24 protein-coding genes and 1 tRNA gene are annotated in these 23,052 nt (G+C 62.4%); 13 read left to right on the top strand and 12 right to left on the bottom strand.

From position 1 onward, the window contains the following. Window positions 1–565: 565 nt before the first annotated feature. The 4 genes from NKJ73_RS22030 to NKJ73_RS22015 all read left to right on the top strand — a co-directional run bounded on the left by NKJ73_RS22030 (window position 566) and on the right by NKJ73_RS22015 (window position 4,455). Window positions 566–1,303: a hypothetical protein gene (locus tag NKJ73_RS22030; protein WP_352570987.1), complete on the top strand. Its 738-nt coding sequence runs from the start codon at window positions 566–568 to the stop codon at window positions 1,301–1,303. Window positions 1,304–1,742: 439 nt separating this feature from the next. Continuing rightward, window positions 1,743–2,258 carry a hypothetical protein gene (locus NKJ73_RS22025; RefSeq protein ID WP_352570986.1) on the top strand — a complete coding sequence of 172 codons (516 nt, stop codon included), beginning with the start codon at window positions 1,743–1,745 and terminating at the stop codon, window positions 2,256–2,258. Window positions 2,259–3,020: 762 nt separating this feature from the next. Continuing rightward, the gene (locus NKJ73_RS22020; RefSeq protein ID WP_352570985.1) at window positions 3,021–3,272 is read left to right on the top strand and encodes a helix-turn-helix transcriptional regulator; all 252 of its coding nucleotides are present in this window, start codon (window positions 3,021–3,023) and stop codon (window positions 3,270–3,272) included. Between the two features lie 520 nt (window positions 3,273–3,792). Beyond that, complete coding sequence (locus NKJ73_RS22015) at window positions 3,793–4,455, top strand: site-specific integrase (protein WP_352570984.1); 663 nt, start codon at window positions 3,793–3,795, stop codon at window positions 4,453–4,455. A gap of 67 nt (window positions 4,456–4,522) precedes the next feature. Here NKJ73_RS22015 and NKJ73_RS22010 read toward each other — a convergent pair. After that, window positions 4,523–4,598 (bottom strand) — tRNA-Ile (locus NKJ73_RS22010). Between the two features lie 184 nt (window positions 4,599–4,782). Here NKJ73_RS22010 and NKJ73_RS22005 point away from each other — a divergent pair. After that, entirely contained in the window at window positions 4,783–5,493 is a 711-nt protein-coding gene (locus NKJ73_RS22005; RefSeq protein WP_352457554.1) for an SIMPL domain-containing protein, read from the top strand. Window positions 5,494–5,628: 135 nt separating this feature from the next. Here NKJ73_RS22005 and NKJ73_RS22000 read toward each other — a convergent pair whose 3' ends face one another. Both NKJ73_RS22000 and NKJ73_RS21995 read right to left on the bottom strand, forming a co-directional pair. Continuing rightward, window positions 5,629–5,988 (bottom strand): hypothetical protein, encoded by a 360-nt coding sequence (locus NKJ73_RS22000; protein ID WP_023678277.1) that lies wholly within the window; start codon window positions 5,986–5,988, stop codon window positions 5,629–5,631. A 223-nt stretch (window positions 5,989–6,211) separates the two neighbouring features. Continuing rightward, window positions 6,212–6,658, bottom strand: coding sequence for a YcgN family cysteine cluster protein (locus NKJ73_RS21995; protein WP_352457557.1), 447 nt, complete (start codon window positions 6,656–6,658; stop codon window positions 6,212–6,214). 248 nt (window positions 6,659–6,906) lie between these two features. Here NKJ73_RS21995 and NKJ73_RS21990 point away from each other — a divergent pair, with 248 nt between their 5' ends. Together NKJ73_RS21990 and NKJ73_RS21985 are read left to right on the top strand one after the other, a co-directional pair. After that, a complete protein-coding gene (locus NKJ73_RS21990; protein ID WP_352570983.1) occupies window positions 6,907–8,991 on the top strand; it encodes an OmpA family protein in 2,085 nt (694 codons plus the stop codon). A gap of 239 nt (window positions 8,992–9,230) precedes the next feature. Then, on the top strand, window positions 9,231–9,746 hold the full coding sequence (locus NKJ73_RS21985; protein ID WP_352570982.1) for a TIGR00645 family protein: 516 nt from the start codon (window positions 9,231–9,233) through the stop codon (window positions 9,744–9,746). Between the two features lie 54 nt (window positions 9,747–9,800). Here NKJ73_RS21985 and NKJ73_RS21980 read toward each other — a convergent pair whose 3' ends face one another. The 3 genes from NKJ73_RS21980 to NKJ73_RS21970 form a co-directional block, all read right to left on the bottom strand. After that, the gene (locus NKJ73_RS21980; protein WP_352571121.1) at window positions 9,801–10,667 is read right to left on the bottom strand and encodes an SDR family oxidoreductase; all 867 of its coding nucleotides are present in this window, start codon (window positions 10,665–10,667) and stop codon (window positions 9,801–9,803) included. 114 nt (window positions 10,668–10,781) lie between these two features. After that, the gene (locus NKJ73_RS21975; RefSeq protein WP_352570981.1) at window positions 10,782–11,417 is read right to left on the bottom strand and encodes a helix-turn-helix transcriptional regulator; all 636 of its coding nucleotides are present in this window, start codon (window positions 11,415–11,417) and stop codon (window positions 10,782–10,784) included. A gap of 7 nt (window positions 11,418–11,424) precedes the next feature. After that, on the bottom strand, window positions 11,425–12,294 hold the full coding sequence (locus tag NKJ73_RS21970; protein ID WP_023678283.1) for a S1C family serine protease: 870 nt from the start codon (window positions 12,292–12,294) through the stop codon (window positions 11,425–11,427). Window positions 12,295–12,464: 170 nt separating this feature from the next. Between NKJ73_RS21970 and NKJ73_RS21965 the strand changes: the two genes are divergently transcribed. Continuing rightward, window positions 12,465–13,415 (top strand): S1C family serine protease, encoded by a 951-nt coding sequence (locus NKJ73_RS21965; RefSeq protein WP_023678284.1) that lies wholly within the window; start codon window positions 12,465–12,467, stop codon window positions 13,413–13,415. On the opposite strand, the gene NKJ73_RS21960 is transcribed toward NKJ73_RS21965, so the two are convergent. Beyond that, the gene (locus tag NKJ73_RS21960; RefSeq protein ID WP_023678285.1) at window positions 13,412–13,837 is read right to left on the bottom strand and encodes a VOC family protein; all 426 of its coding nucleotides are present in this window, start codon (window positions 13,835–13,837) and stop codon (window positions 13,412–13,414) included. The genes NKJ73_RS21965 and NKJ73_RS21960 overlap by 4 nt on opposite strands. A gap of 66 nt (window positions 13,838–13,903) precedes the next feature. Between NKJ73_RS21960 and NKJ73_RS21955 the strand changes: the two genes are divergently transcribed. Next, window positions 13,904–14,530, top strand: a complete 627-nt coding sequence (locus NKJ73_RS21955; protein WP_352570979.1) for a TetR/AcrR family transcriptional regulator — start codon at window positions 13,904–13,906, stop codon at window positions 14,528–14,530. Here NKJ73_RS21955 and NKJ73_RS21950 read toward each other — a convergent pair. Then, a complete protein-coding gene (locus NKJ73_RS21950; protein ID WP_023678287.1) occupies window positions 14,463–15,419 on the bottom strand; it encodes a LysR family transcriptional regulator in 957 nt (318 codons plus the stop codon). The genes NKJ73_RS21955 and NKJ73_RS21950 overlap by 68 nt on opposite strands. Before the next feature lie 110 nt (window positions 15,420–15,529). Here NKJ73_RS21950 and NKJ73_RS21945 point away from each other — a divergent pair, with 110 nt between their 5' ends. The 3 genes from NKJ73_RS21945 to NKJ73_RS21935 all read left to right on the top strand — a co-directional run bounded on the left by NKJ73_RS21945 (window position 15,530) and on the right by NKJ73_RS21935 (window position 20,261). Then, complete coding sequence (locus NKJ73_RS21945; protein ID WP_023678288.1) at window positions 15,530–16,174, top strand: FMN-dependent NADH-azoreductase; 645 nt, start codon at window positions 15,530–15,532, stop codon at window positions 16,172–16,174. Window positions 16,175–16,305: 131 nt separating this feature from the next. Then, window positions 16,306–17,688 carry a 3' terminal RNA ribose 2'-O-methyltransferase Hen1 gene (locus NKJ73_RS21940; RefSeq protein ID WP_352570978.1) on the top strand — a complete coding sequence of 461 codons (1,383 nt, stop codon included), beginning with the start codon at window positions 16,306–16,308 and terminating at the stop codon, window positions 17,686–17,688. Then, on the top strand, window positions 17,685–20,261 hold the full coding sequence (locus NKJ73_RS21935) for a polynucleotide kinase-phosphatase (RefSeq protein WP_352570977.1): 2,577 nt from the start codon (window positions 17,685–17,687) through the stop codon (window positions 20,259–20,261). The genes NKJ73_RS21940 and NKJ73_RS21935 overlap by 4 nt, the downstream gene beginning before the upstream one ends. Window positions 20,262–20,269: 8 nt before the next feature. Here the strand turns inward: NKJ73_RS21935 and NKJ73_RS21930 are convergent, their stop codons facing one another. Beyond that, window positions 20,270–20,560, bottom strand: a complete 291-nt coding sequence (locus NKJ73_RS21930; protein WP_023678291.1) for an HlyU family transcriptional regulator — start codon at window positions 20,558–20,560, stop codon at window positions 20,270–20,272. A 113-nt stretch (window positions 20,561–20,673) separates the two neighbouring features. After that, window positions 20,674–21,357: a PadR family transcriptional regulator gene (locus NKJ73_RS21925; protein ID WP_352570976.1), complete on the bottom strand. Its 684-nt coding sequence runs from the start codon at window positions 21,355–21,357 to the stop codon at window positions 20,674–20,676. A 270-nt stretch (window positions 21,358–21,627) separates the two neighbouring features. On the opposite strand from NKJ73_RS21925, the gene NKJ73_RS21920 reads away from it, so the two are divergent. After that, window positions 21,628–21,885 (top strand): DUF2798 domain-containing protein, encoded by a 258-nt coding sequence (locus tag NKJ73_RS21920; RefSeq protein ID WP_352570975.1) that lies wholly within the window; start codon window positions 21,628–21,630, stop codon window positions 21,883–21,885. Between the two features lie 62 nt (window positions 21,886–21,947). Here the strand turns inward: NKJ73_RS21920 and NKJ73_RS21915 are convergent, their stop codons facing one another. Both NKJ73_RS21915 and NKJ73_RS21910 read right to left on the bottom strand, forming a co-directional pair. Then, a complete protein-coding gene (locus NKJ73_RS21915) occupies window positions 21,948–22,328 on the bottom strand; it encodes a thiol-disulfide oxidoreductase DCC family protein (RefSeq protein WP_352457540.1) in 381 nt (126 codons plus the stop codon). Window positions 22,329–22,538: 210 nt separating this feature from the next. Beyond that, entirely contained in the window at window positions 22,539–22,832 is a 294-nt protein-coding gene (locus NKJ73_RS21910) for a GYD domain-containing protein (RefSeq protein ID WP_023678296.1), read from the bottom strand. Window positions 22,833–23,052 lie beyond the last annotated feature (220 nt).

The raw sequence follows: 23,052 nt of genomic DNA, 5'->3' as shown, positions 1-23,052 counted from the left end.
TGGTCCCCTGAACGCGAAATGCTGATGGTATGTTCCTCATTTGTTCTCTTCCTAGTAAAGAGTCAATGGCATGGTGAGGTGGCGCTGCGGAAGAAATGTTTGGCGCGACCGCTCACTCGGTGGCACCGATAGAGTCGTTTGCCGACAGGACGATACGGTCGAAGGGCACGATGCCCCGCTGGACGTCGCGCCGGCGACTGCCGGCGCCCAAAGGAAAAACGGCGCATAAGCCGCAGTCCTGCGCGCGTCCGCAAATGCGGACATTGTCGCGCGCGGGACGGAGGAAATTCGCCCCCGCCGCGGACGGTTAACAGGACAGCCGTAGGAGCGTCAGCATAGCGCCGGCCGCAGGACGGGACGCGGGACCGACTGTCCCCGTCCGCAGCGGTCCGCATCATGATCGGCAATGGAGCCGTTGCCTTGGAATTCGACACGGAGCGCCGATCATCGCTCTGGTGGCTATCCCGTTGAAAAAACGGAACCAATTCCTCTGTTGCCAAGAGCCTATTGACTCCAATGTTCTTATTTTGTTCACTGTCGGTGCGATTGGCACAGGAGGCGAACCATGGAACTTCGCTTGAACATTGAAGGTGCAACGCCCGAAGAACTGGCACGCGGTGTCTTCGCGCGGGCCGGCATTACGGCTTTGCAGGGCGCGGAAGGTTTGTTCGCGTTGGAAGGGTGGGACATCAAAGGCTTTCCGGAAGACGACAAGCCCACCGAGGACGAGGACCGGGCTGCTTCGGTTTGGATGGAGGCCGACGAGGCTGCGACGACCGCATGTTGTGCGGGCTGGCCGGAGGACAGAGTTCCGCGCCATCAGATCATGGAGCTGATCGACGTTCCCCGAACGAGATTGCAAGCCGAGGCGCTTCCGGACACGTGGCCGGCGCGCAAGCAGCTCTATCCGGACGTCGTCAAACGGCTGGAGGTTACAGCTGGCCCGGACCACCAGATCGATTTCGATATTGCCTTCGTTCTGGGTTGGGTGTGCGAGCGGCCGACGCTGGAGCGGTTGAGCCCCTTTCGGAAGATGGCGACCGTATCCCCTTCTTCACCAGCGACCTTGCCCAGGTGGAGGAAATGGCTCGCAAGGCGCTCAAGAACTGGACTATCGAGATTGACCGGGATCCCTACGATGCCCACGTTTTCGACCCTGCAGCCGTCGATGACGGTGACGAATTGCGCATGGCGGCGTGGCGCGATTTTCGACGGCTCCCTGCTTATGGAGAAGCCGCCTGCAAACCCCGCAGTCGCACTGACCCTGGCGATGATGCGCGGCCAGTCGATGCATTTCGAATAGTGGTCAAACGCAGTCGGGGCTCACCAACGCCATCGGTCATCGACTGCGACTAACCACACCAGGTTGCGCTGCCCGACGACCTTTACACCGACCGGAACTTCACCATGATCGCGAAGTTCTGCCAAGAACGAGGGCTTATGCACCATATGGCGGGGACGCATAGCTGATGACGCATCGCTATGAAAACTGTCGGGAAGTATCGTTTCTCGCGGGCCTTTTTGGATCGTTTCGTCAACGAACGCTTCAAGTGCTAGGCTTGCTTTCCGCATACCGCATTCCCATGCTTTCCGGTAAGCATGTATGCCCGAACGCCCAACGCGCATATTGTAACCTGAGCCACTTGATTTTGCTGGGCCTCGTCTTGGAAGCTACTCGAATCCTCGCAGTCGCTGCGGTGGGCAAGACAGGCTTGCGGGTCAGGGACTAAAGGGAGGACCGCATGAGCGACGTGGCGAAGGTTCTGGGACTGATCGAGAACTGCAACGATCCCGAAAAGCTGAAATCGTGGATCAGGAACGCCCGGGACAAGGGTGAGCCGGGCGTGGCCGACGCCGCTTTCCGCAAGCTGGTTTCGGTCCTACCCAAAGAGAAACCCCGGACCGGGGAGCATGATTTCTGGCAGACGATACATGCCTTCGAGCTTGTCCTGTCCGAAGAGCGAGGAAAGACGACCCGGCTCGCCCGCACTAGGCAGAAAGTCGCAAGGGCGGGAGTGGTCCAAACCCTTCAAGACTGGGCCATGAGCGCGAAAAGCACCGACGGCTTTGTCATGCTGCTGGAGCGGAACATGCCGGAGCTGACCGGCGAAGCCATCGTTGTGCGGCACGCGCCGCAGTTTGGCGCGGAGGTCGTCGCGGCGGCGAGGCGCAGGCTAGAGGCAGCGGGTATCGATATTGCCACGCTTCCTGGCGCACACGTTCGGAATGACTGTCCGCAAAAAGGGCGGCCATCTTGAGTTGCCGCCGATCGTGGCGGGCGAGTGGCGCGGCGAAATCGTAGGCTCAGCCAACGTCAACTTCGGCCAAGTGGTTCAGCCAGGCCCGCCCCGCCAGTCGGTCGAATTCACCTATATCATTCTCCCCGCCACGCTCATCATGCCGGACCCGGCGTTTAGGTGGCCGGGCGTCGTCATGATCATGGCGCCCACGCCCATGAAGACGGAGTTCAGACGCGGGCACGCTCTTCCAGGCCGATCGCCTGCCGTCGCTGAGTCTCTCCCTCGAAGTCACCAGGGCGCAGTTTTCGGACATGCTTCCACGCATCGAAGCGCGGCGGCTCAAGAATTTTCATTTCACCGTGGAGGAGCAAAGAGATTCTTGGCCTGTGCGGAGCTGGGGCATGGGAGCCACGACAGCCTAGCGCGTCGGCCCCGCCCCCATTCTATTCGTCTCGACGATTGCAGGGTGCGCGGCGTCCGACATTCCGACTGGACCTCGTGGATGTCGAGCGTTGCCTGAAACCTATTGGGTGCTACGCGCGGCAACGAAGTGCAGAATGCGTCGAGCTGAGTCGGAGGAAAGGCGGTAGCGCTCTCCCGACTCGAACCCCCGCAGCCGCGGTCTGCTATCCTATTTTCACGCCGTTACCGCCGTTTGCCGCATTGGCCGGACAGATCCATTCCAGGCATAGCAAGGAAAGGGTAGCGTGATTGCTTCTTAGGTGAATGCTCCACTGTCGCGGAACTCAGCCCGCGAGGCGATGTGCAGCGAGAAAAGCAATGAAACGCGCACTTGGCGGGCTCCTGCTGTTCGGCATTAATCGAGAACAGGCAGCGGTAGCTATCGGCGTCAGTCCAACGACGTTCGACCAGTTGGTCGCGGATGGCCGTATGCCACAACCGCGGATGCCCAGCAAAGAGCGCTATGTCTGGGACGTGGAGGAACTGGCAGAGGCATTCGGGCGGCTACCACACCGCAACAGCAAACTTGACGGCGTGTCCTCTAGCGATAATCCTTGGGATCGCAGATGATGGACGTGGCGAGCACCATGGTGAAATTCAATCTGAAAGGCGTTGTCGAAGACAGGGATCGGCACGGCAATATCCGGCTGTACTTCCGCGCACCGGGTAGAAAAAAGATCCGTCTGCGAGAAAAGCCAGGTTCAGCCGAGTTCCACGAAGAAGTGCGCTGCGCGCGAGATGGCGTTCCTTATGCTTCGGCTCAGAATGTGGTCAGGCCTGTAGTGAGGCCAGTGGCCTCGCGGGGCAGTCTGATGTGGCTTTGCCAGGAGTATTTCCGGCGCGGTGGCGCAGAAGTCGGCGAAGGCACGATGCTTCGACGACGAACAATACTCGAAGGCGTTTGCAAACTGCCTCACCCGCTGAGCGGGCCAGTCAATCCGGACTTCTCGACGAAGGGTTCATTACCATTCGCGGCCATGAAGCGGGCTCACGTCAAGGAGCTCCGTGATACCCGGTCAGACGCTCCGGGGCAGCCAACAATATTACAAAAGCCATTAGCGCAATGTTCGCTTGGGCCAAGGATGCCGAGATGGTCGAGGTCAATCCGGCAAACGGAATAAAGCGCCTGACTTCGGGCAATGGCGAAGGTTTCCACACCTGGGAAATGTCGGAGATCGTCCAGTATGAGAAACGGCATGCGCGCGGCACCATGGCTCGTATGGCGCTGGCGATTTTCATGTTCACAGGTTTGCGACTGTCCGATGCAGCAATCTTCGGCAGACAACACATTACCCAAGTTCGCAACAAGGATACCGGGACATGGGAGAAGTGGATCAGGATCAAGCCTGGCAAGACCGACAAGAGCAAGGTGCGCAAGGAAGCGATTGCCGTCGAACTGCCTCTGCTCCCAGAACTCGAGGATGAGCTTTCCTTCGCCCCGGCCGGCAACTTGACATTCCTTGTCACCGAGTATGGTCGGCCTTTCTCGGAAAACGGCCTTGGTAACAAGATGCGCCAATGGTGCGACGAAGCGGGGCTCCCGAGCTGCAGCGCCCACGGGGTCCGCAAGGCAGGCGCCACTGTTGCCGCAGAAAACGGCGACGCACGAGCAGCTGAAGGCAATATACGACTGGACTACTTACCAGCACCCGGACCATTAGATCCGGAAAGCGCGCCGTCGGAAGGTCGCGCAGTCCGCCCGCACACTTCTGATTTTCGCTCGAAACGAGAACGAAATTGTCCCACTTTCTGAGGGGGTTGAAAGAGGTGGGACAAAAATGGCCAAAAAATCCAATTAAATCAACAGCAACAATAGCCAATGGTGGGCCCGGAGGGACTCGAACCCCCAACCAAGCGGTTATGAGCCGCCGGCTCTAACCATTGAGCTACAGGCCCCACGGCGCTGGATTAGTGTTTTTCCCTGAACCGCACAAGGCTTTCCGAGGGCTTTCCGAGCAGGCGTTCCAAGGGGGCTGGCAGAGATCGCCCAAATCAGCCCATATTGATAACCTATTGCACGTCGCCCATTGGACGCCGGCCAACACTCGGCTGTCTTGGGATCCCAGATCGAGGAGATTTCATGACCAGACGTATTTTGCCCCTGGCGATTGCCGCCGCAATCGCGTTTCCGGCGATCGCGGCCGCCGCCGATTCGCCACCGCCGCCGCGTATCGTCGTCACCGGTGAAGGCGAGGCGGCGATAGCACCCGATCTGGCTCTGCTGACGCTCAGCGTCATGCGCGAAGCCAAGACGGCACGTGCAGCGCTCGATGCCAATAACGACGCCATGGCCGCAGTGATCGCTGCCATGAAATCGTCCGGCATCAAGGAGCGCGACCTGCAGACCGCGGGCATCCAGATCAATCCGCGCTATAACTACACCAATAAGCCCGACGGCAGCCAGGAGGCCGAGCTTGTCGCCTACCAGGTGACCAACACGCTTTCGGTGCGCATCCGCGACATCGACAAGACCGGCGACATTCTCGATAAGGCGGTGTCGCTCGGCGTCAACCAGGGCGGCGGCATCTCCTTCTCCAACGACGATCCGGCGGCAGCCGTCACCGAGGCGCGCAAGAAGGCCGTCGCCAATGCCACGGCCAAGGCCAAGACGCTGGCCGAAGCGGCCGGCGTCGGCATCGGCCGGGTCCTGGAAATCACCGACCAGAATTTCGCACCACCGCCGATGCCGATCAACGCCAAGGCATTCGATGCCGCCGGCGCGTCGGTCCCGGTGCAAGCCGGCGAAAATTCCTATACCGCGCAGGTGACGGTGACTTTCGAATTGAAATGACCATCGCTTGCAGAATGAAAAACCCCGGAGGATCGATCCTCCGGGGTTTTTTTGAGCCGCGCTTTCCGTCCTGGCGGAAAGGGACTCCGCTACTCTACCGGCTGAAAAATCGCCGGCCGCAAAGCTCCGACGGGCTTAGCGATAGATGATCGGACAACCGCGCTCGTTGGCGAATACGATTACGACGCGGTCGCCATACTGGCGGCCGGCAACCTTGACCGTGCGGCGGTTGATGTCGATGATGCGGGCGCGGTGCAGGCCCATGCGTTCGGCCTTGTCGATGGCACGCTCCGGCGAACAGGACCGGCGCCAGCCGCCATGACGGCGGTGTTCGCGATAGTAACCATCATCTTCGTCGCCGGTATAGACGCCGACGCGTGGATCCTGGTTGTTGCCGAAGCCGAGATAGATGCTGTCAGCATGAGCGGGGATGGCAGCAAGCGTGCCAAGGCCGACAAGAGCCGAAAGAGCCGCCGTCTTGATGGTGTTGAACATTGTCTTCTCTCCTTGTTGAGGGTTTCCACCCGTTTTCGTCGAACCTATGGGAGGAGAATGCACCCGCCTGTCTGAATTTTTTGCGAACCGGCCATTCATCCCCCGTTCATGCGGCAAGAATGGGCCAGCCGTTAGTCTCTCCGTTTCTGGAACCGTTCTATGCAGGGCAGATGGGGAACGTACCCTTTTGCCATGGTTCCCGGTCTTCGTTACCGCAGGAATCCTAAGGCTCGTCCGCGAGCATATGGTCGAAATAGTCGTCCGGCTCGGCAAGATCGGTCTCGCTGGCGCTGACCCGGCCGCGCATCGAGATGCCGGCCTCGTGCACGGTCTCGTCGCTTCCAGACACCAGCCTGTGCCACCAATAGAGGTCGCGGCCCTCGGCGACCAGCCGGTAAGCGCAGGTCTTGGGCAGCCAGCTGATGGTGCGCACATTCTGCGGCGTCAGCCCGACGCAATCCGGAACACGCGCCAGCCGGTTGGCATAGTCGGAGCAGCGGCAGCTTCCAGCGTCGAATAGCCGGCAGCCGACGCTGGTCCAGTAGATCTCTCCGGTGTCCTCGTCTTCGAGTTTGGACAGGCAGCATTTGCCACAACCGTCGCAGAGTGATTCCCACTCGGCCCGGGTCATCGCCTCGAGCGTCTTGGTCTTCCAGAACGGCTTTTCCATCGTCGGCATGTGGCCCTCGGACGCGTCAAGGTCAAGCACGGCAACCGTGCACCCTCGTCCGAACCATACGCCGGGACCATACGCCGGAACATACGCCAGGACCATACGCCAGGACCATACGAATGACATGAAGTCGCCTTCAAAACGCCGGTCAATCGCCCTGTGCCACCGCTAGAACCTACAAACAGGAACCAAACATGGTTGCTGAAAGTTTGGGCAGGGATGGGACGCCACAAGGAGTGTTTATGATGAAACGCCAACCATGGATTCTGGCAGGCACGGCGCTTGGCCTGTTGATGGCGTCCGCGCCGTTAGGCGCGTTCCCGCTGCAAGGCAATGCCGCATTCAGCCCCGTGCAACGTACCGCAGCGCCGCTCATCCCAGTGCAATCGAGTTGCGCCGAGGGCGAGTCGGCGGAGGCCTGCGCGCATAGCCAGCAGGCAGAGCAGCCCAGAAAGAAGAAGCGCGACCAGCAGCAGCAAACGGAATCCGCTCCGGCCGAGCAGGCGGCTCCAGCCGAGTCCGAGCAACCCCGCAAGAAGCGGCGCAATCAGCAGCAGCAAACAGAATCCGCTCCGGCCGAGCAGATCGCTCCGGCCGAGACCGAGCAACCCCGCAAGAAGCGGCGCAACCAACAGCAGCAAACGGAATCTGCTCCCACCGAGCAGATCGCTCCGGCCGAGACCAAACAGCCCCGCAAGAAGCGGCGCAATCAGCAGCAGATCGAAGCGGCCCCATCGGAACAACCGGCCGAGCAGGCAGCGCCGGCAAACGACAACCAGCCCAACGTCAATCCGCGCAAGAAGAAGCAAAAACAGAACCAGCAGATCGAGGCTGCCCCGGCAGAACAGGCTCCGAGTGTCGAGCCCGGACAAAAGCCGGGCAAGCGCAAGAAGCCTGCTGAATTGACCGGACCCGCCACGGAGGCGGAAGGCCAGCCGGCGCCGACCAATAAGGAAGCGACCCCACAGGCCCAACCGGCTCCGACCGAGCAGCAGGCCGCTCCCGTCCAGGGCGAACAGCCCCAGGACAAGATCAAGAAACGTGGCAAGAGGCCTGTCGGCGAACAGCCGGTGACAGGAGAGCAACAGCCCTCGACCGGCGAACAGCCTTCGACTGGCCAGGCCGCGCCGGTCCAGGGTGAAAATCCGGTCCAGGGTGAAGCCCAGGCCAATCCGAACGAGGCACCTGTTCTGGACAGCCAGAAGGATGTCTTGCGCAAGCGCAAGGGTGGCAAGGAGCGCGGCCAAAATGCCGGTAAGCAGCAGGGCAACCAGCCCGCCCAGCAGGGCGAGAACCAGGTGGAAGCCCCGAAGCCGGCTCCGGTCGATCAGGGGCCGCCGCCCACCGACGACCGGGCAGCCCAGCGGGAGATCAAGCCTGAAAAGATCGTTCCGGTGACCGAGGAAAAAGGCAAGCGCGTCGAGCGTGCGCCGGACATCGAGGATGTTCGTCGTCGTCCGCGCCCCCAGGGTGCCAACGTTGTCAGGGAATTCGGCGACCGCGTCATCCTCCAGTTCAACAACCAGACGTTCGTCGAAAGCAGCGATGCACCGCGCATGCACCGCGGCGCCAGGAATGTCTATTATGAGGACCTGTCGGGCGATCGCACCCGGGAAATCGTCGAGCGTGACAATGGTGTCCGGATCGTCACCATCCGCAACCGCTACGGCGACGTCATCCAGCGTTCACGCATCGCGCCCGACGGCCGCGAATATGTGCTGAGCTATGTCGACGAGCGGCACTATGACGATGATGCAGACTGGCGCGACCCGGGCGACGACCTGCCGCCGATGCGCCTTACCATCCCGCAAGAGGAATACATTCTGGATTCCGAAGAGGTCGAGGATCCGGACGACTACTACACCTTCCTCGAACGGCCGCCGGTCGAGAGGGTCCAGCGCCTCTATTCGATCGACGAGGTCAAGCGCTCGGCCCGCGTGCGCGACATCGCCCGCCGCATCGACCTCGACACGCTCAACTTCGAATTCGGTTCGGCCTCGATTTCCGACACCGAGGTCCAGAAGCTGGAGGGTGTTGCCAACGCCATGGACAAGCTGCTGAAGAAAAACCCGGCCGAGAGCTTCCTGATCGAGGGCCATACCGACGCTGTCGGCACACCGGAAGCGAACCTTGCTCTGTCCGACCGCCGCGCCGAGGCGGTCGCCGAAGCCTTGACCAACGCCTTTGGCATCCCGCCGGAGAACCTGACGACGCAGGGCTATGGCGAGGAGTATCTCAAGGTCAACACGTCGGGACCCAACCGCGAGAACCGCCGCGTCGCCATCCGCCGGATTACCCCCCTGGTAGCGCCGGTGGCCAGCGCCCAATAAACCGCAATGTGAACCGCGCGATTTGATCAACCATTGAATCGCGCGGTCATCAATCTTGAAACGCGCGGTTACCCATCCCAGATTCTGGAAAGGGCGTTCCCTGCCCTGTCCCGACTCCAGCGGGACACACGAGCCCCGCCGGTTCCCCTCCCCGGCGGGGTTTCGTTTTTTTGCAACCTTGCAAACCGCCGCAGCCTGCCCGAAATACGGCACTCCGACAACGGAGCCCGAATCGCCGCATGAAGCGCCTCGAACTCGCCATCGAATCGATCATTCTCGCCTCGCGCTGGCTGCTGGTCGCCTTCTATCTCGGACTGGGTGCGGCACTTGCCATCTATGCCGTGTCCTTCGGCAAGAAGCTGTTCGAGTTCGTCTCCGTCGCCTTCACGCTCGATGACACCGACACCATCCTGAAAATACTCGGCCTCATCGATGCCGCGCTGGTCGCCTCACTGGTGGTGATGGTGATCATCTCGGGTTACGAAAACTTCGTCAGCCGCTTCGATGAAAATGACGGCAAGGTGCATTGGCTGGGCACGATCGATGTCGGCTCGCTGAAGGTCAAGGTCGCCTCGACAATCGTAGCGATCTCCTCGATCCACCTCTTGCAGGTGTTCCTGAACTCGGTCTCCTACACGACCGACCAGCTGATGTGGCTGACCATCATTCATCTGGCCTTCGTTCTGTCGGCACTGATGCTTGCCTATATCGACCGGCTGATGGGTCTTGGCAAAGCCAAGAGAGCCGAGGAGTGAGCACGCGTCTGTGCCGGTCTTTTGAGAGATACTTCTGTAGCGAGATACTTTCCGTCAGTAGATACCTTTGATTTTGGTATCCGACCGGCCGAACACCTCGTCCGGCACAAAAAAGTCGCCGGCGAGCGGGCCTGTCGCACCCGGCGCATAGGCCGAGAAATCGCTGACGCCCTCAGCGCGCAGCACTTCTTCGTCAATGTAGAAATTGCCGGTCGCCTCACGCGACGGCCTGACCAGGATGGCGTATGCCGCATCGGCCATGATGTCGGGCGAACGGCTCATCGCCGCCACCGTCGCCCCGCCCAGGAGGTTACGCACCGCCGCCGTGTCGATGGTCGAGATCGGCCATAGCGAATTGACCGCAATGCCGTCCCTGGCGAACTCGGCGCTCATGCCCAGCGTGCACATCGACATGCCGAACTTTGCCATCGTGTAGGCGACATGGTTCTTGAACCACTTGGCCCTCATGTCAAGCGGCGGCGCCAGATTCAAGATGTGAGGATTTTCCGCCAACCTCAAGTGCGGAATGCACATTTTGGAGACGAGAAAAGTGCCGCGCGTGTTGATCTGGTGCATCAGATCGTAGCGCTTCATATCAGTCTCCAGCGTGCCGGTGAGTTGGATGGCACTGGCGTTGTTGACGCAGATATCGATGCCGCCGAACCTCTCCACGGTCTTGGCGACCGCTTCGGCGACCTGTTCTTCATCCCGAATGTCGCACAGCACCGGCAGCGCCTTGCCGCCGGCCTGCTCGATCTCGTGCGCCGCCGTGTAGATCGTCCCGGGCAGCTTCGGATGCGGCTCGGCGGTCTTGGCCGCGATCGTCACATTGGCGCCATCGCGCGCGGCGCGCAGCGCAATCGCCAGCCCGATGCCGCGCGACCCGCCGGAGATGAAAAGCGTCTTTCCCTTGAGCGACATCCTTGCGCCTTCCTTCAACATGAAAGACACGATCCTTGCGCGGCTGAGAACCGCCGCGCAAGGCCCAACACACCGGATGCGGGTTACGCTGCGTCGGCCTTGAGACAATCTGAGCTAGACCAGCACCAGGCCCTGCCGCATGGCGATGGCGATCGCATCGGTGCGGTTGGCGGCACCGAGCTTCGTCAGGATCGCTGCGACATGGAACTTCGCCGTATGCACGGAGATGTTCAGCCGCCGCGCGATGACCTTGTTGGGGGCGCCCTCGGCCAGCAGCGCCAGCACTTCGCTCTCGCGCGGCGAAAGCGTCGGCCGGACGATCTGCTCGTCGGTCAGTTCCTCTTCGAACCGGTCGCTGTCATGGAAGATCAAATCGTGATGCCGATCGGATAGAGCATGGCTGTCGCGCGAAATCCGGTAGCCCGCAGCCGCGAGCCGCGCGGCGGCGGCGATCAGCAACTCGTCCGCTTGCACCGGCAGCACGGCAAACACTGTATCGGCCGGCCGTTCGCGGGCCGCTCGCGACGATAGCAGCACGCGAGGCATAGCCGCGTCGACGAGCCCGCCTTGTAGCCCATGATCATCGACGATGGCGACATCCGCCGCCTCACGCCCGTCGACTTCGCCGGCCAGAACCGGCCGCAGATCATCGGTCGCGGCGAGAACGGCGGACAGACTTCGCGCGCGCTCGACGTCACCGAGCGCGATCAGCACCGTCAGCCGTCTGCCAGCGACCTCACCGCTTACCATCTATCCCTCAGCTCAGTGGCTTTTCACCGATGGTCAGGGAAACCTCACGGTTCTCGCCGCCGCGCACCACGCCGAGTGTCACCAAGGCACCGGCGCTGTCCGGCCCGAGCTTGCGGATCAGCTCGCGCGGGCCATGCACCGTCTCTGCGTTCCACGACACGATGATGTCGCCGAGACTGAGACCGGCTGATTTCGCCGGCCCGTTATCGTCGAGGCTCATCACCATGGCGCCCTGGGTATCACCATTGCGGACCGGATGCAGGCCGGCGCCAAGATAGCCGCGCGCCACATGACCCTTCTCGCGCAGCGTCGTGACTGCCCGCTCGATCGTTTCGTAAGGCATGACCAGCGCCCGCCGGCGTGGCCCGAACAGCAGCATGCCGATCAGTCCACCCTTGGCGTCGAGCACAGGGCCACCCTCGAAACGGCCGCCGGCATTGACGGCAAGGTTGATGCGCCGGTCGATCGTGCCGCCGCGCATTGAACGCCAGGCCGGGCCGACCTCGCCGACCGTGCCGAAGGTAGCGAGCGAGGTGCCGTCGCTATTGCCCGCCACGACCGCCAGGTTGCCCGGCCGCACCGCATCCGCCTTTACCAGTGACGGGGCGCCCGGCGCGCCGGCCGGTTTCAAAACGGCCGTGCCGGTGGACGGGTCGCGGCCGACCAGTTCCGCCTTGACGGCTTCGCCCGAAGAAAACGTCAGCTCGATCTCCTCGCCGGCCTCGACCGCCTCCTCGGCAGTGACGAAATAGCCGTCCCGCCAGTGGAAAGCAGTTGACGTCCGGTGGTGGGTCGCGAAGCTGGCCGTCGCTGGTGCCGCGGCTGCCGCGATGTCGGCAATGGCGTCGGAAAACGTGCTCAGATTGAAATCGCTCATGATCTGTCTCCTGGGTTCTTCGTGACCCAGATATCGCCCGGCAGGACGTTGGCGGATACTCGCCTGACGGCTAGTTTGGGCATGTGACTGGCCATCTGGTCAGGTCGCGGCCGGTCCGGCCGCTCCGCACATATAGGCATTGTTCATCTTGTTCCAAACGGAGCCCTCGGATGGCCCTGCCCGCCCAGCAATTGCAATATGACGATGCCCTTCTCGATGCCTATTCGGCGACGGTCGCCGATGCCGTCGACCGCATCGGGCCCGCCGTCTGCCGCATCGAGCGCATCGGTGGCCCGGGCGGCCATGGCTCCGGCTTCGTCATCGCGCAGGACGGGCTGGTCGTCACCAACTTCCACGTCGTCGGCGATGCGCGCAGCGTGCGCGTATCAATGCCGGATGGCGCCTCCAGGGAAGGCCGCGTGCTCGGCCGCGATCCCGACACCGACATTGCGCTGGTGCGCGCCGACGGCAACTTTGCCGACGTCGCGCCGCTTGGCGATTCCAAGCGATTGAGGCGCGGCCAGATTGCTATTGCCATCGGCAATCCGCTCGGCTTCGAATGGACCGTCACCACTGGCGTCGTCTCGGCACTCGGCCGCTCGATGCGTGCCTCCACCGGCCGGCTGATCGACGACGTCATCCAGACCGACGCCGCGCTCAACCCCGGCAATTCCGGCGGACCGCTGGTGTCCTCGGCTGGCGAGGTGATCGGCGTTAACACCGCGATGATCCACGGTGCGCAAGGCATCGCCTTCGCGGTTGCCTCCAACACCGCCAATTTCGTCATCTCGGAAATCATCCGCTTCGGCCGTGTGCGCCGTGCCTTCATCGGCGTTTCCGCCGACACCACCAACCTGCCGCGCCGCGCAGCCCTTTTGTCGCAAGTATCGAGCAGCACGGCGGTGCGCCTGCGCACCGTCGAAAAGAACAGCCCGGCGGCCAAAGCCGGCCTCAGGGAAGGCGACATTATTGCCGCCATCGACGGCCGTCCGGTCACCGGCGTCGACGATCTGGTGCGCATGCTCGACGCCGAGCGAATCGGCCGCGAGACACTGTGCACGGTGGTGCGCCGCTCCGGCATTACTCAGGTCACCGTGATGCCGTTGGCGCGGGCGAGTTAGCGCGCCGCAGCACCCTGCGCATATTGCGCCATAAATTCTGGGCTCGGCGGGATCGGCCTGATCACGTCGATCAGCACGCCATTGGGATCCCTGGTGATGAAATGGCGCTGGCCGAAGGGTTCGTCGCGTAGCGTCCGCAGGATCGGCAGGCCAGCGGCGGTGATCCGCTTATAGATGGCATCCGGATCCCTGACCTCGAAATTGATCAGCAGGCCAGATGTGCGGCCCCGCCCTTCCTCCGGGATCGTCTCATGATCGCCCTGGACGATGCCGAGGTTGACGCGACGGTCTTCGGCCGAGCGCAGATGCACGTACCAGTCGGCCTCAAACAGCGGCTTGAAGCCGAAATGCGCAACATAAAAGGCTGCCGTGCCGGCAACGTCGCTCGTCATCAGCACCGGATAATAGCTCGTCGTCCTCATCTTTCCTTCTCCCGGCAAATAACATACAGTCTGCAGGTAAATGGAATTAACATACAGGCTGCATGTATGCAACAAGGATCCGCTCGTCGCTCCAACCGTGATCGCACCGCCGCGACACGCGCCGAGCTCATCGCCGCGGCTCGCAAACTGTTCACCGAAAAGTCCTATGCCGAGACCGGCACACCCGAGATCGCCGCCGCTGCCGGCGTCACGCGCGGCGCGCTCTATCATCACTTTGCCGACAAGCAGGCGTTGTTTGCCGCTGTGGTCGAACAGGAGGCGCAAGCCGCCTCGGAAGAGATCGAACGCGCGTCGCCGCCTTCGCTATTTGCCCGCGATGCGCTGATTGCCGGCTCGGATGCCTATCTGGCTGCCATGCGTGCGCCCGGCCGTACGCGGCTCTTGCTGCTTGATGGCCCGGCCGTGCTGGGCCGCGCCGCCATGGATGCGATCGACAATCGCCATGGCAACCGTTCGCTGCGCGAAGGCCTTGTTGCCGCGATGCGCTCGCACTCCATGACGAGACTGCCTGTGGAAGCACTGACCGCTTTGCTCGCAGCCGCCTTCGACCGCGCAGCGCTCGCCATCGAAACTGGAGCATCGATCGAGGACTATCGCGCCGTTCTCATGGCGCTGATCGACGGCCTGTCTCCGGCTGCTCCTCAGGTATCTCACCCGGTTCGAACTCGTTGAAACAGCCTAGCTGGCGCTTGAACTGGTCGATCAGCCAGGCGGCCGCCGGTTTCGGGCTGCGATCGGCGCGGTGCATGGCATAGAGCGGCGAGCGGACTTCGCTGTAAGGCTCGAGATCGAGTTCGACGAGCCGGCCGGTCGCCAGATCATCGGCAATCAGCCATCGCGGCAGCCCGCCCCAGCCCAGCCCCTCGCGCATCAGCACGTGCTTGGTGCGCACATCCGTCAGCCGCCAGGTGCGGTAGGCGAAGACGCCATAGTCACGCCCGCGCGTACGCTCGGACTGGTCCGAGACGACCAGTTGGATGTGTTCGCGGACATCCTCTAGCGCCACTGGTCTCGGCAGCAGCGCCAGGGGGTGATCAGGCGCTGCGGCTGGCACCAGGGAGAAGAAGCCGATGCGAAGCAGATTCACGTCCGTCTCACCCAGAAGCCCCCCGATGCCGAGATCGGCCTGTCCGCCGACAACATGATCGAGGATAAGGCCAAGCGAGCCGATATGGAGACGCAGCGTCACGGCCGGGAACTGCGCCTCGAATGCCTTTAGCACCCGAACCAGAACCGGCGACGGTAGCGTCACGTCGACCGACAGCGTAACTTCCGCCTCCAATCCCTGCCGGTATCCGTCGACACGCGAGCGGATGCGTTGCAGCACGCCGACCATGCGCCGCGCATCTTCCAGCGTCGCCTTGCCGACATCGGTCAGTTGCGGTTCACGCGTGCCCTCGCGCTCGAACAGCTTCAGCCCGAGCTGCGCTTCGAGGTTGGCGATGGCGTAGCTGATCACCGATTGCGCGCGATTCAATTTGCGCCCGGCGGCCGAGAAGCTGCCGGTCTCGGCCACCGCAACCAGGATCTGCAGTTGGTCAAGCGTCGGGTTCGGTTGCATCGTTCAATCCACATTTTAGATGGATAATATACAAAATACACCAGTTTTTCAAATGGGTCTGCGCACACATATTTGCCAGGAGATTTTAATCCAACCCTGGAGACCCCATTATGTCCATCCTTCTTGTCACATCGAGCCCGCGCGGCGCTGCCTCGCACTCGACCCGAATTGCTACTGAATTCGCTGAAAAGCTTGTTGCCGCCGATCCGTCGAACACGCTTGTCGTGCGCGACCTCGTCGCCAATCCGTTGCCGCACATCGATGCCGATTATGCGACCGGCATCTACACGCCGGCCGAAGCGCGCACCTCACGCCAGGCTGAAGTCGTTGGCGTCTCCGATGTCGTGCTGGATGAACTATTCGCGGCCGATACGGTGATTCTCGCCACCGGCTTCATCAACTTCAACATCTCCTCGACGCTGAAGTCCTGGGTCGATCACATTGCCCGTTCCGGCAAGAGCTTTGCCTATGGCGAGAACGGCCCCAAGGGGCTCGTCACCGGCAAGAAGGTCTACATCGTACTGGCTTCGGGCGGCATCTATTCCGAAGGTGCGGCCGTGCAGTTCGATCACGCCATTCCCTACCTGCGCAGCGTGCTTGGCTTCCTCGGCATGACCGATGTCGAGGTCATCCGCATCGAAGGGGTCGGCATGGGCGCCGATGCGGTGGCAGCAGCGCTGGCCAAGGCCTCGACCAAGGTCGACGCCATTGTGGCTGCGACCGGAAATGCCGAGCGCGTGGCCACCGCGGCATAAAGCGTCAGCATCGTCTGAATTGTACAAGGGCAGGCGCCGGCGCCTGTCCTTGTTGTCGTTGGCGACAACCTATTGTGGTGGGCCACACAACCGCCATTGGTTATTCCGCTTGTCTGCGCTATCGGTCGCGGATGTTCCTTTCCGTTGCCACAACGCACCGTCCGGCCACCGATCTCGGTTTCTTGCTGCACAAGCATCCGGATCGCCTGCACGAGACCGACCTGTCTTTCGGCAAGGCGTGGCTGTTCTATCCCGAGGCAACCGAAGACCGTTGCGAGGCTGCACTCCTGCTCGATGTCGATCCTGTGGGACTGGTGCGGGGCAAGGGCCAGGCAGAAGGCCTGCTCGACCAATATGTGAACGACCGGCCTTACGCAGCATCATCCTTCCTGTCGGTGGCGCTGAACAAAATGCTGCGGACGGCGATGACCGGTATATCGAAGGAGCGCCAGGAACTGGCCGACAGCGAACTGCCGCTGGAAGCCGTGGTTACTCCACTGCCAATGCGCGGCGGTGAGGTTCTGGTTCGAAGTTTGTTCGAACCCATGGGCTGGACAGTCGATCTGACGCCAATCGAAGGAAACGGGGGTGCTGCAGGCGAGCCCCGATATGGCCATCTGAAGCTGACTGGCACGGGCCGACTCAGCGCCTTGTTGAACCACCTCTATGTGCTGATCCCGGTGATGGACGATGCCAAGCATTATTGGGTCGGCGAAGCAGAGATCGACAAGCTGCTGTCCAAAGGCGAAGGCTGGCTGGAAAACCATCCGGCCAAAGACCTGATCGTGCGCCGCTATCTTGGCAATCGCAGGGCCTTGACCCGCATCGCCCTGGAGCGACTGGCTCCCGAGACGGCTGGCGAGGCACAACCTGCCGAGTTGCGCGTCACGCCCGAGGAAGCGCTTGAGACGCCTATCCGGCTCAACGATCTGCGCATGGACGCAGTTGTCCACGCCATTCGGGCGACGGGAGGAACCACGGTTGCGGACCTGGGATGCGGTGAAGGCAAGCTGCTCGACAGGCTGGTGCGCGAGCGATGGATCCACAAGCTGTTCGGTCTGGATCCGGCGGCGCGCGAACTGGAATGGGCCGCAAAGCGTCTCAAGCTGAACGAATTAGGCGGGCCGCCCGAGGGCCGGGTCACGCTGCTGCATGGATCGCTGACCTACCGGGACAGCCGTTGGGCCGCAGCCGACATCGCCGTTCTGGTCGAGGTCATCGAGCATCTCGACGAGGACAGGCTGCCCCTGGTCGAACGCATCGTTTTCGGTGAGACGGCGCCCAAATCCGTCATCGTGACCACTCCGAATGCGGACTACAACGCTCTGTTTCCAAGACTGGTCTCTGGCGCATTTCGCCATCCCGATCACCGTTTCGAATGGAGCCGGGCTCAGTTCCAAGCCTGGGCGGCCAAAATCGGCGAGATCTATGGCTATGCAGCCACCTTCAGCGGTATCGGAGCCGAGGACCCGACCCTCGGCGCCCCCACACAGATGGCGGTGTTCACCCGATGAGAGAACCCGATAAGACCAACCTCACCATTCCTGACTTCGCCCTCGTCGTGCTGATCGGCTCGACCGGATCGGGCAAGTCGACTTTCGCCGCCAAGCATTTCCTGACGACCGAGATTATCTCGTCGGACCAGTGCCGGGCGCTGATCTCCGACGACGAGACCGACCAGGACGTCTCTGCGGATGCCTTCGATCTGGTTCGCGAAATAGCCGGCAAACGGCTTAAACACCGCAGGCTGGCCGTCATCGACGCCACCAATGTGCGAGCCGCCGACCGCAAGGCCTGGATTGAGCTGGCGCGCAAGTGGCACGCTTTGCCCGTCGCCGTGGTCCTCGATCCAGGCGTCGAGGTGTGCGTCGCACGCAATGCGGTGCGAGCCGACCGGCAGTTCGGCGCCGGGGTCGCCCAGCGCATGACAACCGAGATCCGCAAGGGTCTTGGCGCCCTGCAACGCGAGGGCTTCCGCCAAGTCTGGAAGCTTACCAGCGAGGCCAGCATCGACGCGGCCGAGGTGTCGCGACAGCCGCTGTGGACCGATAAGCGCGACGACCATGGCCCGTTCGATATCATTGGCGACATCCACGGCTGTTCGGATGAGCTTCATATCCTGCTCGCTCGATTGGGCTACAGCATCGTCTGGTCTGAGCATCAGGGCGACCGAACGGTCACCGTGGTCCCACCAGAGGGCCGCAAGATCGTCTTTGTCGGCGACCTCGTCGATCGCGGCCCCAACTCGCCCGACGTGCTGCGCATTGCCATGAGCATGGTCGCGGCTGGAACCGCATACTGTGTCCAGGGCAACCATGAAGGCAAACTCAGCCGCTGGCTAGAAGGCCGCAAGGTCACGGTCGCTCACGGCCTCCAGCAGACTGTCGATCAGCTAAATGCACAGGACCGAGGCCTGCGCGAGGCGCTGCCGGCCTTTCTCGACGGCCTGCGCAGCCATGTCTGGCTCGATGGCGGAGGCCTCGCCGTCGCCCATGCCGGCCTCAAGGAAGAGATGATCGGACGCGGTTCCGGCGCTGTGCGCGAGTTCGCTCTGTACGGCGAGACCACAGGCGAGACCGACGAGTTCGGGCTGCCCGTCCGCGCCGACTGGGCCGCGGCCTATCGTGGCAAGACGGCCATTATCTATGGACATACGCCCACGCTATCGGCTGAATGGGTCAACAACACCCTGTGCATCGACACCGGATGCGTATTCGGCGGCAAGCTGACGGCCTTGCGCTGGCCGGAACGCGAACTGGTCGAGGTGCCGGCAATCCAGACCTGGTCGGAGCCGATACGTCCGCTGGGCGGGTCCGGTCCCGGTAAATCGGCACAGGCCGACGCCGACGGCGTGCTCGATTATCAGGATGTCTCCGGTCGCCGTTGGATCGAGACCGGACTGAGGGGCCGGATTGTCGTGGCCGAGGAGAACGCGTCGGCAGCACTGGAGGTGATGAGCCGCTTCGCGCTCTCGCCGCAATGGCTGATCTATCTGCCGCCGACCATGTCGCCGTCCGAGACCAGCAGCCAGGACGGCTGGCTGGAACGTCCGGAGGATGCCTTCGCTTACTTCCGCGAGCGCGGCGTTGCGCAGATCGTGTGCGAGGAGAAGCACATGGGTTCGCGGGCAGTGATCGCGCTCTGCCGCAACGCGCAGGCGGCACGCAGCCGCTTCGGGGTCCCTGGCGACGAAACCGGCGCAATCTGGACCCGCACCGGACGCTCCTTTTTCAACGACAGTGCCATGACGGAGGGCCTGCTCGCCCGTCTCCGCGCCGAGGTCGACACGGCGGACCTGTGGAAGGAATTGAACAGCGACTGGCTGCTGCTGGACGCCGAGATAATGCCTTGGTCGGCCAAGGCCGGCAGTCTGATCGAAAGCCAGTATGCGCCTGTGGCCACATCCTCTGCCGCCGGTCTCAAGGCCAGCAGCGAAGCGCTGGCCCGTGCTATTGCGCGCGGCGTCGATGCAGCCGGCCTGAACGCACGCCTTGAAGACCGGGCCGTCCGCGCAGCCAAATACGCCACCGCCTGGGCGCCCTACGTATGGCCAGTTTCGGGCGTCGAGGACCTTAAGGCCGCGCCTTTCCACCTGCTGGCCAGCGAGGGACGTATTTGGTTTGACCAGGACCATGTCTGGCACATGTCGCTCGCGGACCGTCTGGCTGCCCGTGGCGGCGTGGTCACGCCGACTCGAAGGCGTATGGTTGATCTGGCCGACGGCGGCGCGTGTGCCGAGGCCGTCGCCTGGTGGGAAGCGCTGACTGGCTCAGGCGGCGAAGGCATGGTGGTCAAACCACGCGACTTCGTCAGCCGTGGCAAGAAGGGGCTCATCCAGCCGGCGCTGAAGGTCCGCGGCCCGGAATATTTGCGCATCATCTATGGTCCCGAATATGACGCGCCCGACAATCTCGTCCGCCTCCGAGAACGCGGCCTGGCCGGCAAGCGCAGCCTGGCGCTCCGGGAGTTCGCGCTTGGCCACGAAGCACTGACGCGATTTGTCGCCAAGCAGCCGCTACGCCGGGTTCACGAGTGTGTCTTCGCCGTGCTGGCGTTGGAAAGCGAGCCAATCGACCCAAGGCTGTAGTAGCCGATCTATCCGAAGATCTTTTCGCCTTGCTCGTCGACCAGCTGGATGCCCTTTTTAATCGAGATGTCGACGGCATCATCAAGCCCGGCAAAGCGGTCGGCGCGGATGAATTTGTGCTCCTTCATCACGCCGTCGATCTCCTTCGAAACCACGCCGCAGGTCTGGTACTGGCCCTCCGCCTTGTAGGGCGTGGCGCTGATCAAAAATCCCTTGTGCTCGATCTGCTTTGCCGGCGCCGCTGTCTTTGGCTCGGCGGCTTCGTTGCCTCCGCCGAAAAGACGCTTCAGAAAAGACATGGGGTATCCTCCAACGGCAATCATCCTGCACCACATAGCGCGGTGCAGGATGATTTTCAGTACCGGTCCTTGGCCGAGCGGGCAAGGGCCGCAGCTAGCTTGGCACTCAGAGATCAGTCGCGCGACAACGCTTCCAAGGCCTCTGCGGCAGCTTCCAATATGCTGATTGCCTCGGCCTGCTTTGCTTCAGGCGCATCGGCGATTTCGCCGAGCGCGGCGCGCAGCCGGTGGCGCACGGCGCGAAACTCGTCGCGCTTTTCCGAGCGGCCGCGGCCGCGCCGGCCGCCGTCCTCGCCTTCATCGTTCCAGCCGAACCAGTCGCGCGCCTTCGCCATCTTGCGGCCGAAGCGCTCGAGGTGGTCGAGCACGTGGTCGATCATCTCGCGATTTTCGTTGAGATGCGCCTGCCCCGCCTCGGTGATCGAAAACACCTTCTTGTTGCCTTCCGGCGCAGAAACGGCGTAGCCGGCCTCCTCCAGGAAGGTCAGCGTCGGATAGACCACGCCGGGGCTCGGGCTGTAGACGCCGCTGGTGCGCTCCTCCAGCGCCTTGATGATGTCGTAGCCGTGCCGCGGCGCCTCGGCCAGCAGCGACAGCGTGATCAGCTTGAGATCGCCGTCGGCCAGCATGCGGCCGGCGCGGAACATGTCGCCCGGCCCGCCGCGTCCGCCGCCTCTCATGCCATGCCCGAACGGGCCAAAGCCGCCGCGCCCACCGAACTTGCCGGCCATATGCATGAAAACGCGCTCGGCGTGTTCGCCAAAACGATGATGCCCGAAATGATCGCCTTTGTGCATTGTCTGCTCCTTGAGTTATGTCTTACGATATATCTCAACTAAGTGCCCGCCACGGTCGAGTCAAGATATATCTTACGATGTATCTGAAAATGGCACCAGCAGGATTGATTTCGCCAGCGAGGGCAGCTAGAGGGTGCATGAGGGCCGAAGGCCGCTCCGTAAGCGTCTGACGTGAAGCAACGCATCCACCCCGGTCGTTCCGGGCAGTTACGCCGACAATACCGGCGAATGGATGCAAGGCGACGAACCGGATGCTTCAGGGAAATCCAAATGACCATGAACACCCCGCGCAGTAAGCTGCCTGCGCGCTATGCCGCCGTGCTCGGCCCGCTGGTGCTGTCGTTGCTGATGACGTTCATCGTGTCGTTCATCTCGACACTGAAAAGCCTTGGCTTCCAGCCCGACATGCTGGCCACTTGGCTGACGGCTTGGGGTCTGTCCTGGCTGGTGGCCTTTCCGACGCTGCTGCTGGTGCTGCCGGCGGTGCGCTGCATCATTGGCTGGCTTTGCGAGCCCGCGGCTCGATAGCAGGGCACGCGAAAGGCCTGGAAACAATCTCCGGACCTTTCGGTGCGGAGCGAATAATACCGTTACCAGCGGCCTTTGCGCCGATTCCAGGCGTAGAGCAGATCGGCGAAACGATCATAGCCATAGCGCGTCAACGGCAGTGCGCCGGGATTGCCGAACAGCGTTGCGAGCCAGCCTTCGCCGGGCGTCGTCCGCCATACAGCAATGGCAACATCGGCGCCGGCCAGCAATTTGCCGTCGGCGTCGATCGCATACAGCCGGCGCCGGATGTCCTCCAGCCCGATGCCGTATCCGGCCAGCGCCGCCGGTTCGGCATTGATGTCGCGAAATTCGATCCGCCCGGCCTTGACCGCCTCGATCAGTCGCCGCTTCTGCCGGCTGATACCGGCATCGCAGACCGGACAGCGCGTATTGTACCAGACAGTCAGCAGAGGCTTGGCCATGTTTCGAAACGGCACCAGAGGACACGCACGGATTATCCGAGAAATGCCGTTGCGCCGCAACGTGACACGATACCGGCGGAATGGCCGGTTTCGCTGATCCAGGTCGCCCAAAGGGTACGCAGCGGTTTTACGATAACGACATGCATAAAAAGAAGAGCTTAAAGCGCGTCGCAAGGGCCGTTCAGCGCGACGCGCTTCAGGAGCAGCGGCTCACCCGAGCGAGGTGATGATCTCGCGATAGGCATCCTCCGGGAAAGCCTTGAGCGTCCGCGTCCTGACGTTGCCAGCCGTCGCCAGCATTAACGAGAAACGAGCCAAGACGGCATCGTCGGGCGCTTCGAGCACCGCCACCATGTCGCAATCCCCCATGGTGAGATAAAATGCCTTGAATGATCCGCCCATGTCTCCCAGCATCTTCTTGGCGGCATCGAGCCGCTTCGGCGACTCGCGCACGTTTTTGGCGCCTTGTTCCGTCCAGTTGATCAGCACGATGTAAGTTGTCATGGCACACCTCCCTCCGGGGCCACGGAGCACGGCGTCAACCGCCGGGGCGGGCATCCGGGTTTGTCGCCCAGAGAATGCGTCCGTCGCGGAATTATCCTCTCGTAGGGCACGACACGCAAGAGCGGCGCGTTCAATTGTCGTAAGCAGATGAGTTGTCCGGGTTAGGTAGCAGACGAGTTGTCCGGTTTGATCTTCAGCGAACGGAGGCTGGGGATGAGAC

This window comes from Mesorhizobium sp. M0074, from assembly GCF_040322975.1.
Taxonomy (GTDB): Bacteria; Pseudomonadota; Alphaproteobacteria; order Rhizobiales; family Rhizobiaceae; genus Mesorhizobium.
This window is presented reverse-complemented; position numbering and strand designations above follow the sequence as displayed.

What these genes read in the sequence shown, in the direction of transcription:
- NKJ73_RS21965 (WP_023678284.1), top strand. Translation starts at nt 12,465, where the DNA reads ATGGCCCTGCCCGCCCAGCAATTGCAATATGACGATGCCCTTCTCGAT.
- NKJ73_RS21990 (WP_352570983.1), top strand. Translation starts at nt 6,907, where the DNA reads ATGAAACGCCAACCATGGATTCTGGCAGGCACGGCGCTTGGCCTGTTG.
- NKJ73_RS21920 (WP_352570975.1), top strand. Translation starts at nt 21,628, where the DNA reads ATGACCATGAACACCCCGCGCAGTAAGCTGCCTGCGCGCTATGCCGCC.
- NKJ73_RS21980 (WP_352571121.1), bottom strand. Translation starts at nt 10,667, where the DNA reads ATGTCGCTCAAGGGAAAGACGCTTTTCATCTCCGGCGGGTCGCGCGGC.
- NKJ73_RS21915 (WP_352457540.1), bottom strand. Translation starts at nt 22,328, where the DNA reads ATGGCCAAGCCTCTGCTGACTGTCTGGTACAATACGCGCTGTCCGGTC.
- NKJ73_RS22020 (WP_352570985.1), top strand. Translation starts at nt 3,021, where the DNA reads ATGAAACGCGCACTTGGCGGGCTCCTGCTGTTCGGCATTAATCGAGAA.
- NKJ73_RS21950 (WP_023678287.1), bottom strand. Translation starts at nt 15,419, where the DNA reads ATGCAACCGAACCCGACGCTTGACCAACTGCAGATCCTGGTTGCGGTG.
- NKJ73_RS21975 (WP_352570981.1), bottom strand. Translation starts at nt 11,417, where the DNA reads ATGGTAAGCGGTGAGGTCGCTGGCAGACGGCTGACGGTGCTGATCGCG.
- NKJ73_RS21955 (WP_352570979.1), top strand. Translation starts at nt 13,904, where the DNA reads ATGCAACAAGGATCCGCTCGTCGCTCCAACCGTGATCGCACCGCCGCG.
- NKJ73_RS21970 (WP_023678283.1), bottom strand. Translation starts at nt 12,294, where the DNA reads ATGAGCGATTTCAATCTGAGCACGTTTTCCGACGCCATTGCCGACATC.
- NKJ73_RS21945 (WP_023678288.1), top strand. Translation starts at nt 15,530, where the DNA reads ATGTCCATCCTTCTTGTCACATCGAGCCCGCGCGGCGCTGCCTCGCAC.
- NKJ73_RS21935 (WP_352570977.1), top strand. Translation starts at nt 17,685, where the DNA reads ATGAGAGAACCCGATAAGACCAACCTCACCATTCCTGACTTCGCCCTC.
- NKJ73_RS21960 (WP_023678285.1), bottom strand. Translation starts at nt 13,837, where the DNA reads ATGAGGACGACGAGCTATTATCCGGTGCTGATGACGAGCGACGTTGCC.
- NKJ73_RS22015 (WP_352570984.1), top strand. Translation starts at nt 3,793, where the DNA reads ATGGTCGAGGTCAATCCGGCAAACGGAATAAAGCGCCTGACTTCGGGC.
- NKJ73_RS22030 (WP_352570987.1), top strand. Translation starts at nt 566, where the DNA reads ATGGAACTTCGCTTGAACATTGAAGGTGCAACGCCCGAAGAACTGGCA.
- NKJ73_RS21930 (WP_023678291.1), bottom strand. Translation starts at nt 20,560, where the DNA reads ATGTCTTTTCTGAAGCGTCTTTTCGGCGGAGGCAACGAAGCCGCCGAG.
- NKJ73_RS22005 (WP_352457554.1), top strand. Translation starts at nt 4,783, where the DNA reads ATGACCAGACGTATTTTGCCCCTGGCGATTGCCGCCGCAATCGCGTTT.
- NKJ73_RS22000 (WP_023678277.1), bottom strand. Translation starts at nt 5,988, where the DNA reads ATGTTCAACACCATCAAGACGGCGGCTCTTTCGGCTCTTGTCGGCCTT.
- NKJ73_RS22025 (WP_352570986.1), top strand. Translation starts at nt 1,743, where the DNA reads ATGAGCGACGTGGCGAAGGTTCTGGGACTGATCGAGAACTGCAACGAT.
- NKJ73_RS21910 (WP_023678296.1), bottom strand. Translation starts at nt 22,832, where the DNA reads ATGACAACTTACATCGTGCTGATCAACTGGACGGAACAAGGCGCCAAA.
- NKJ73_RS21995 (WP_352457557.1), bottom strand. Translation starts at nt 6,658, where the DNA reads ATGGAAAAGCCGTTCTGGAAGACCAAGACGCTCGAGGCGATGACCCGG.
- NKJ73_RS21940 (WP_352570978.1), top strand. Translation starts at nt 16,306, where the DNA reads ATGTTCCTTTCCGTTGCCACAACGCACCGTCCGGCCACCGATCTCGGT.
- NKJ73_RS21925 (WP_352570976.1), bottom strand. Translation starts at nt 21,357, where the DNA reads ATGCACAAAGGCGATCATTTCGGGCATCATCGTTTTGGCGAACACGCC.
- NKJ73_RS21985 (WP_352570982.1), top strand. Translation starts at nt 9,231, where the DNA reads ATGAAGCGCCTCGAACTCGCCATCGAATCGATCATTCTCGCCTCGCGC.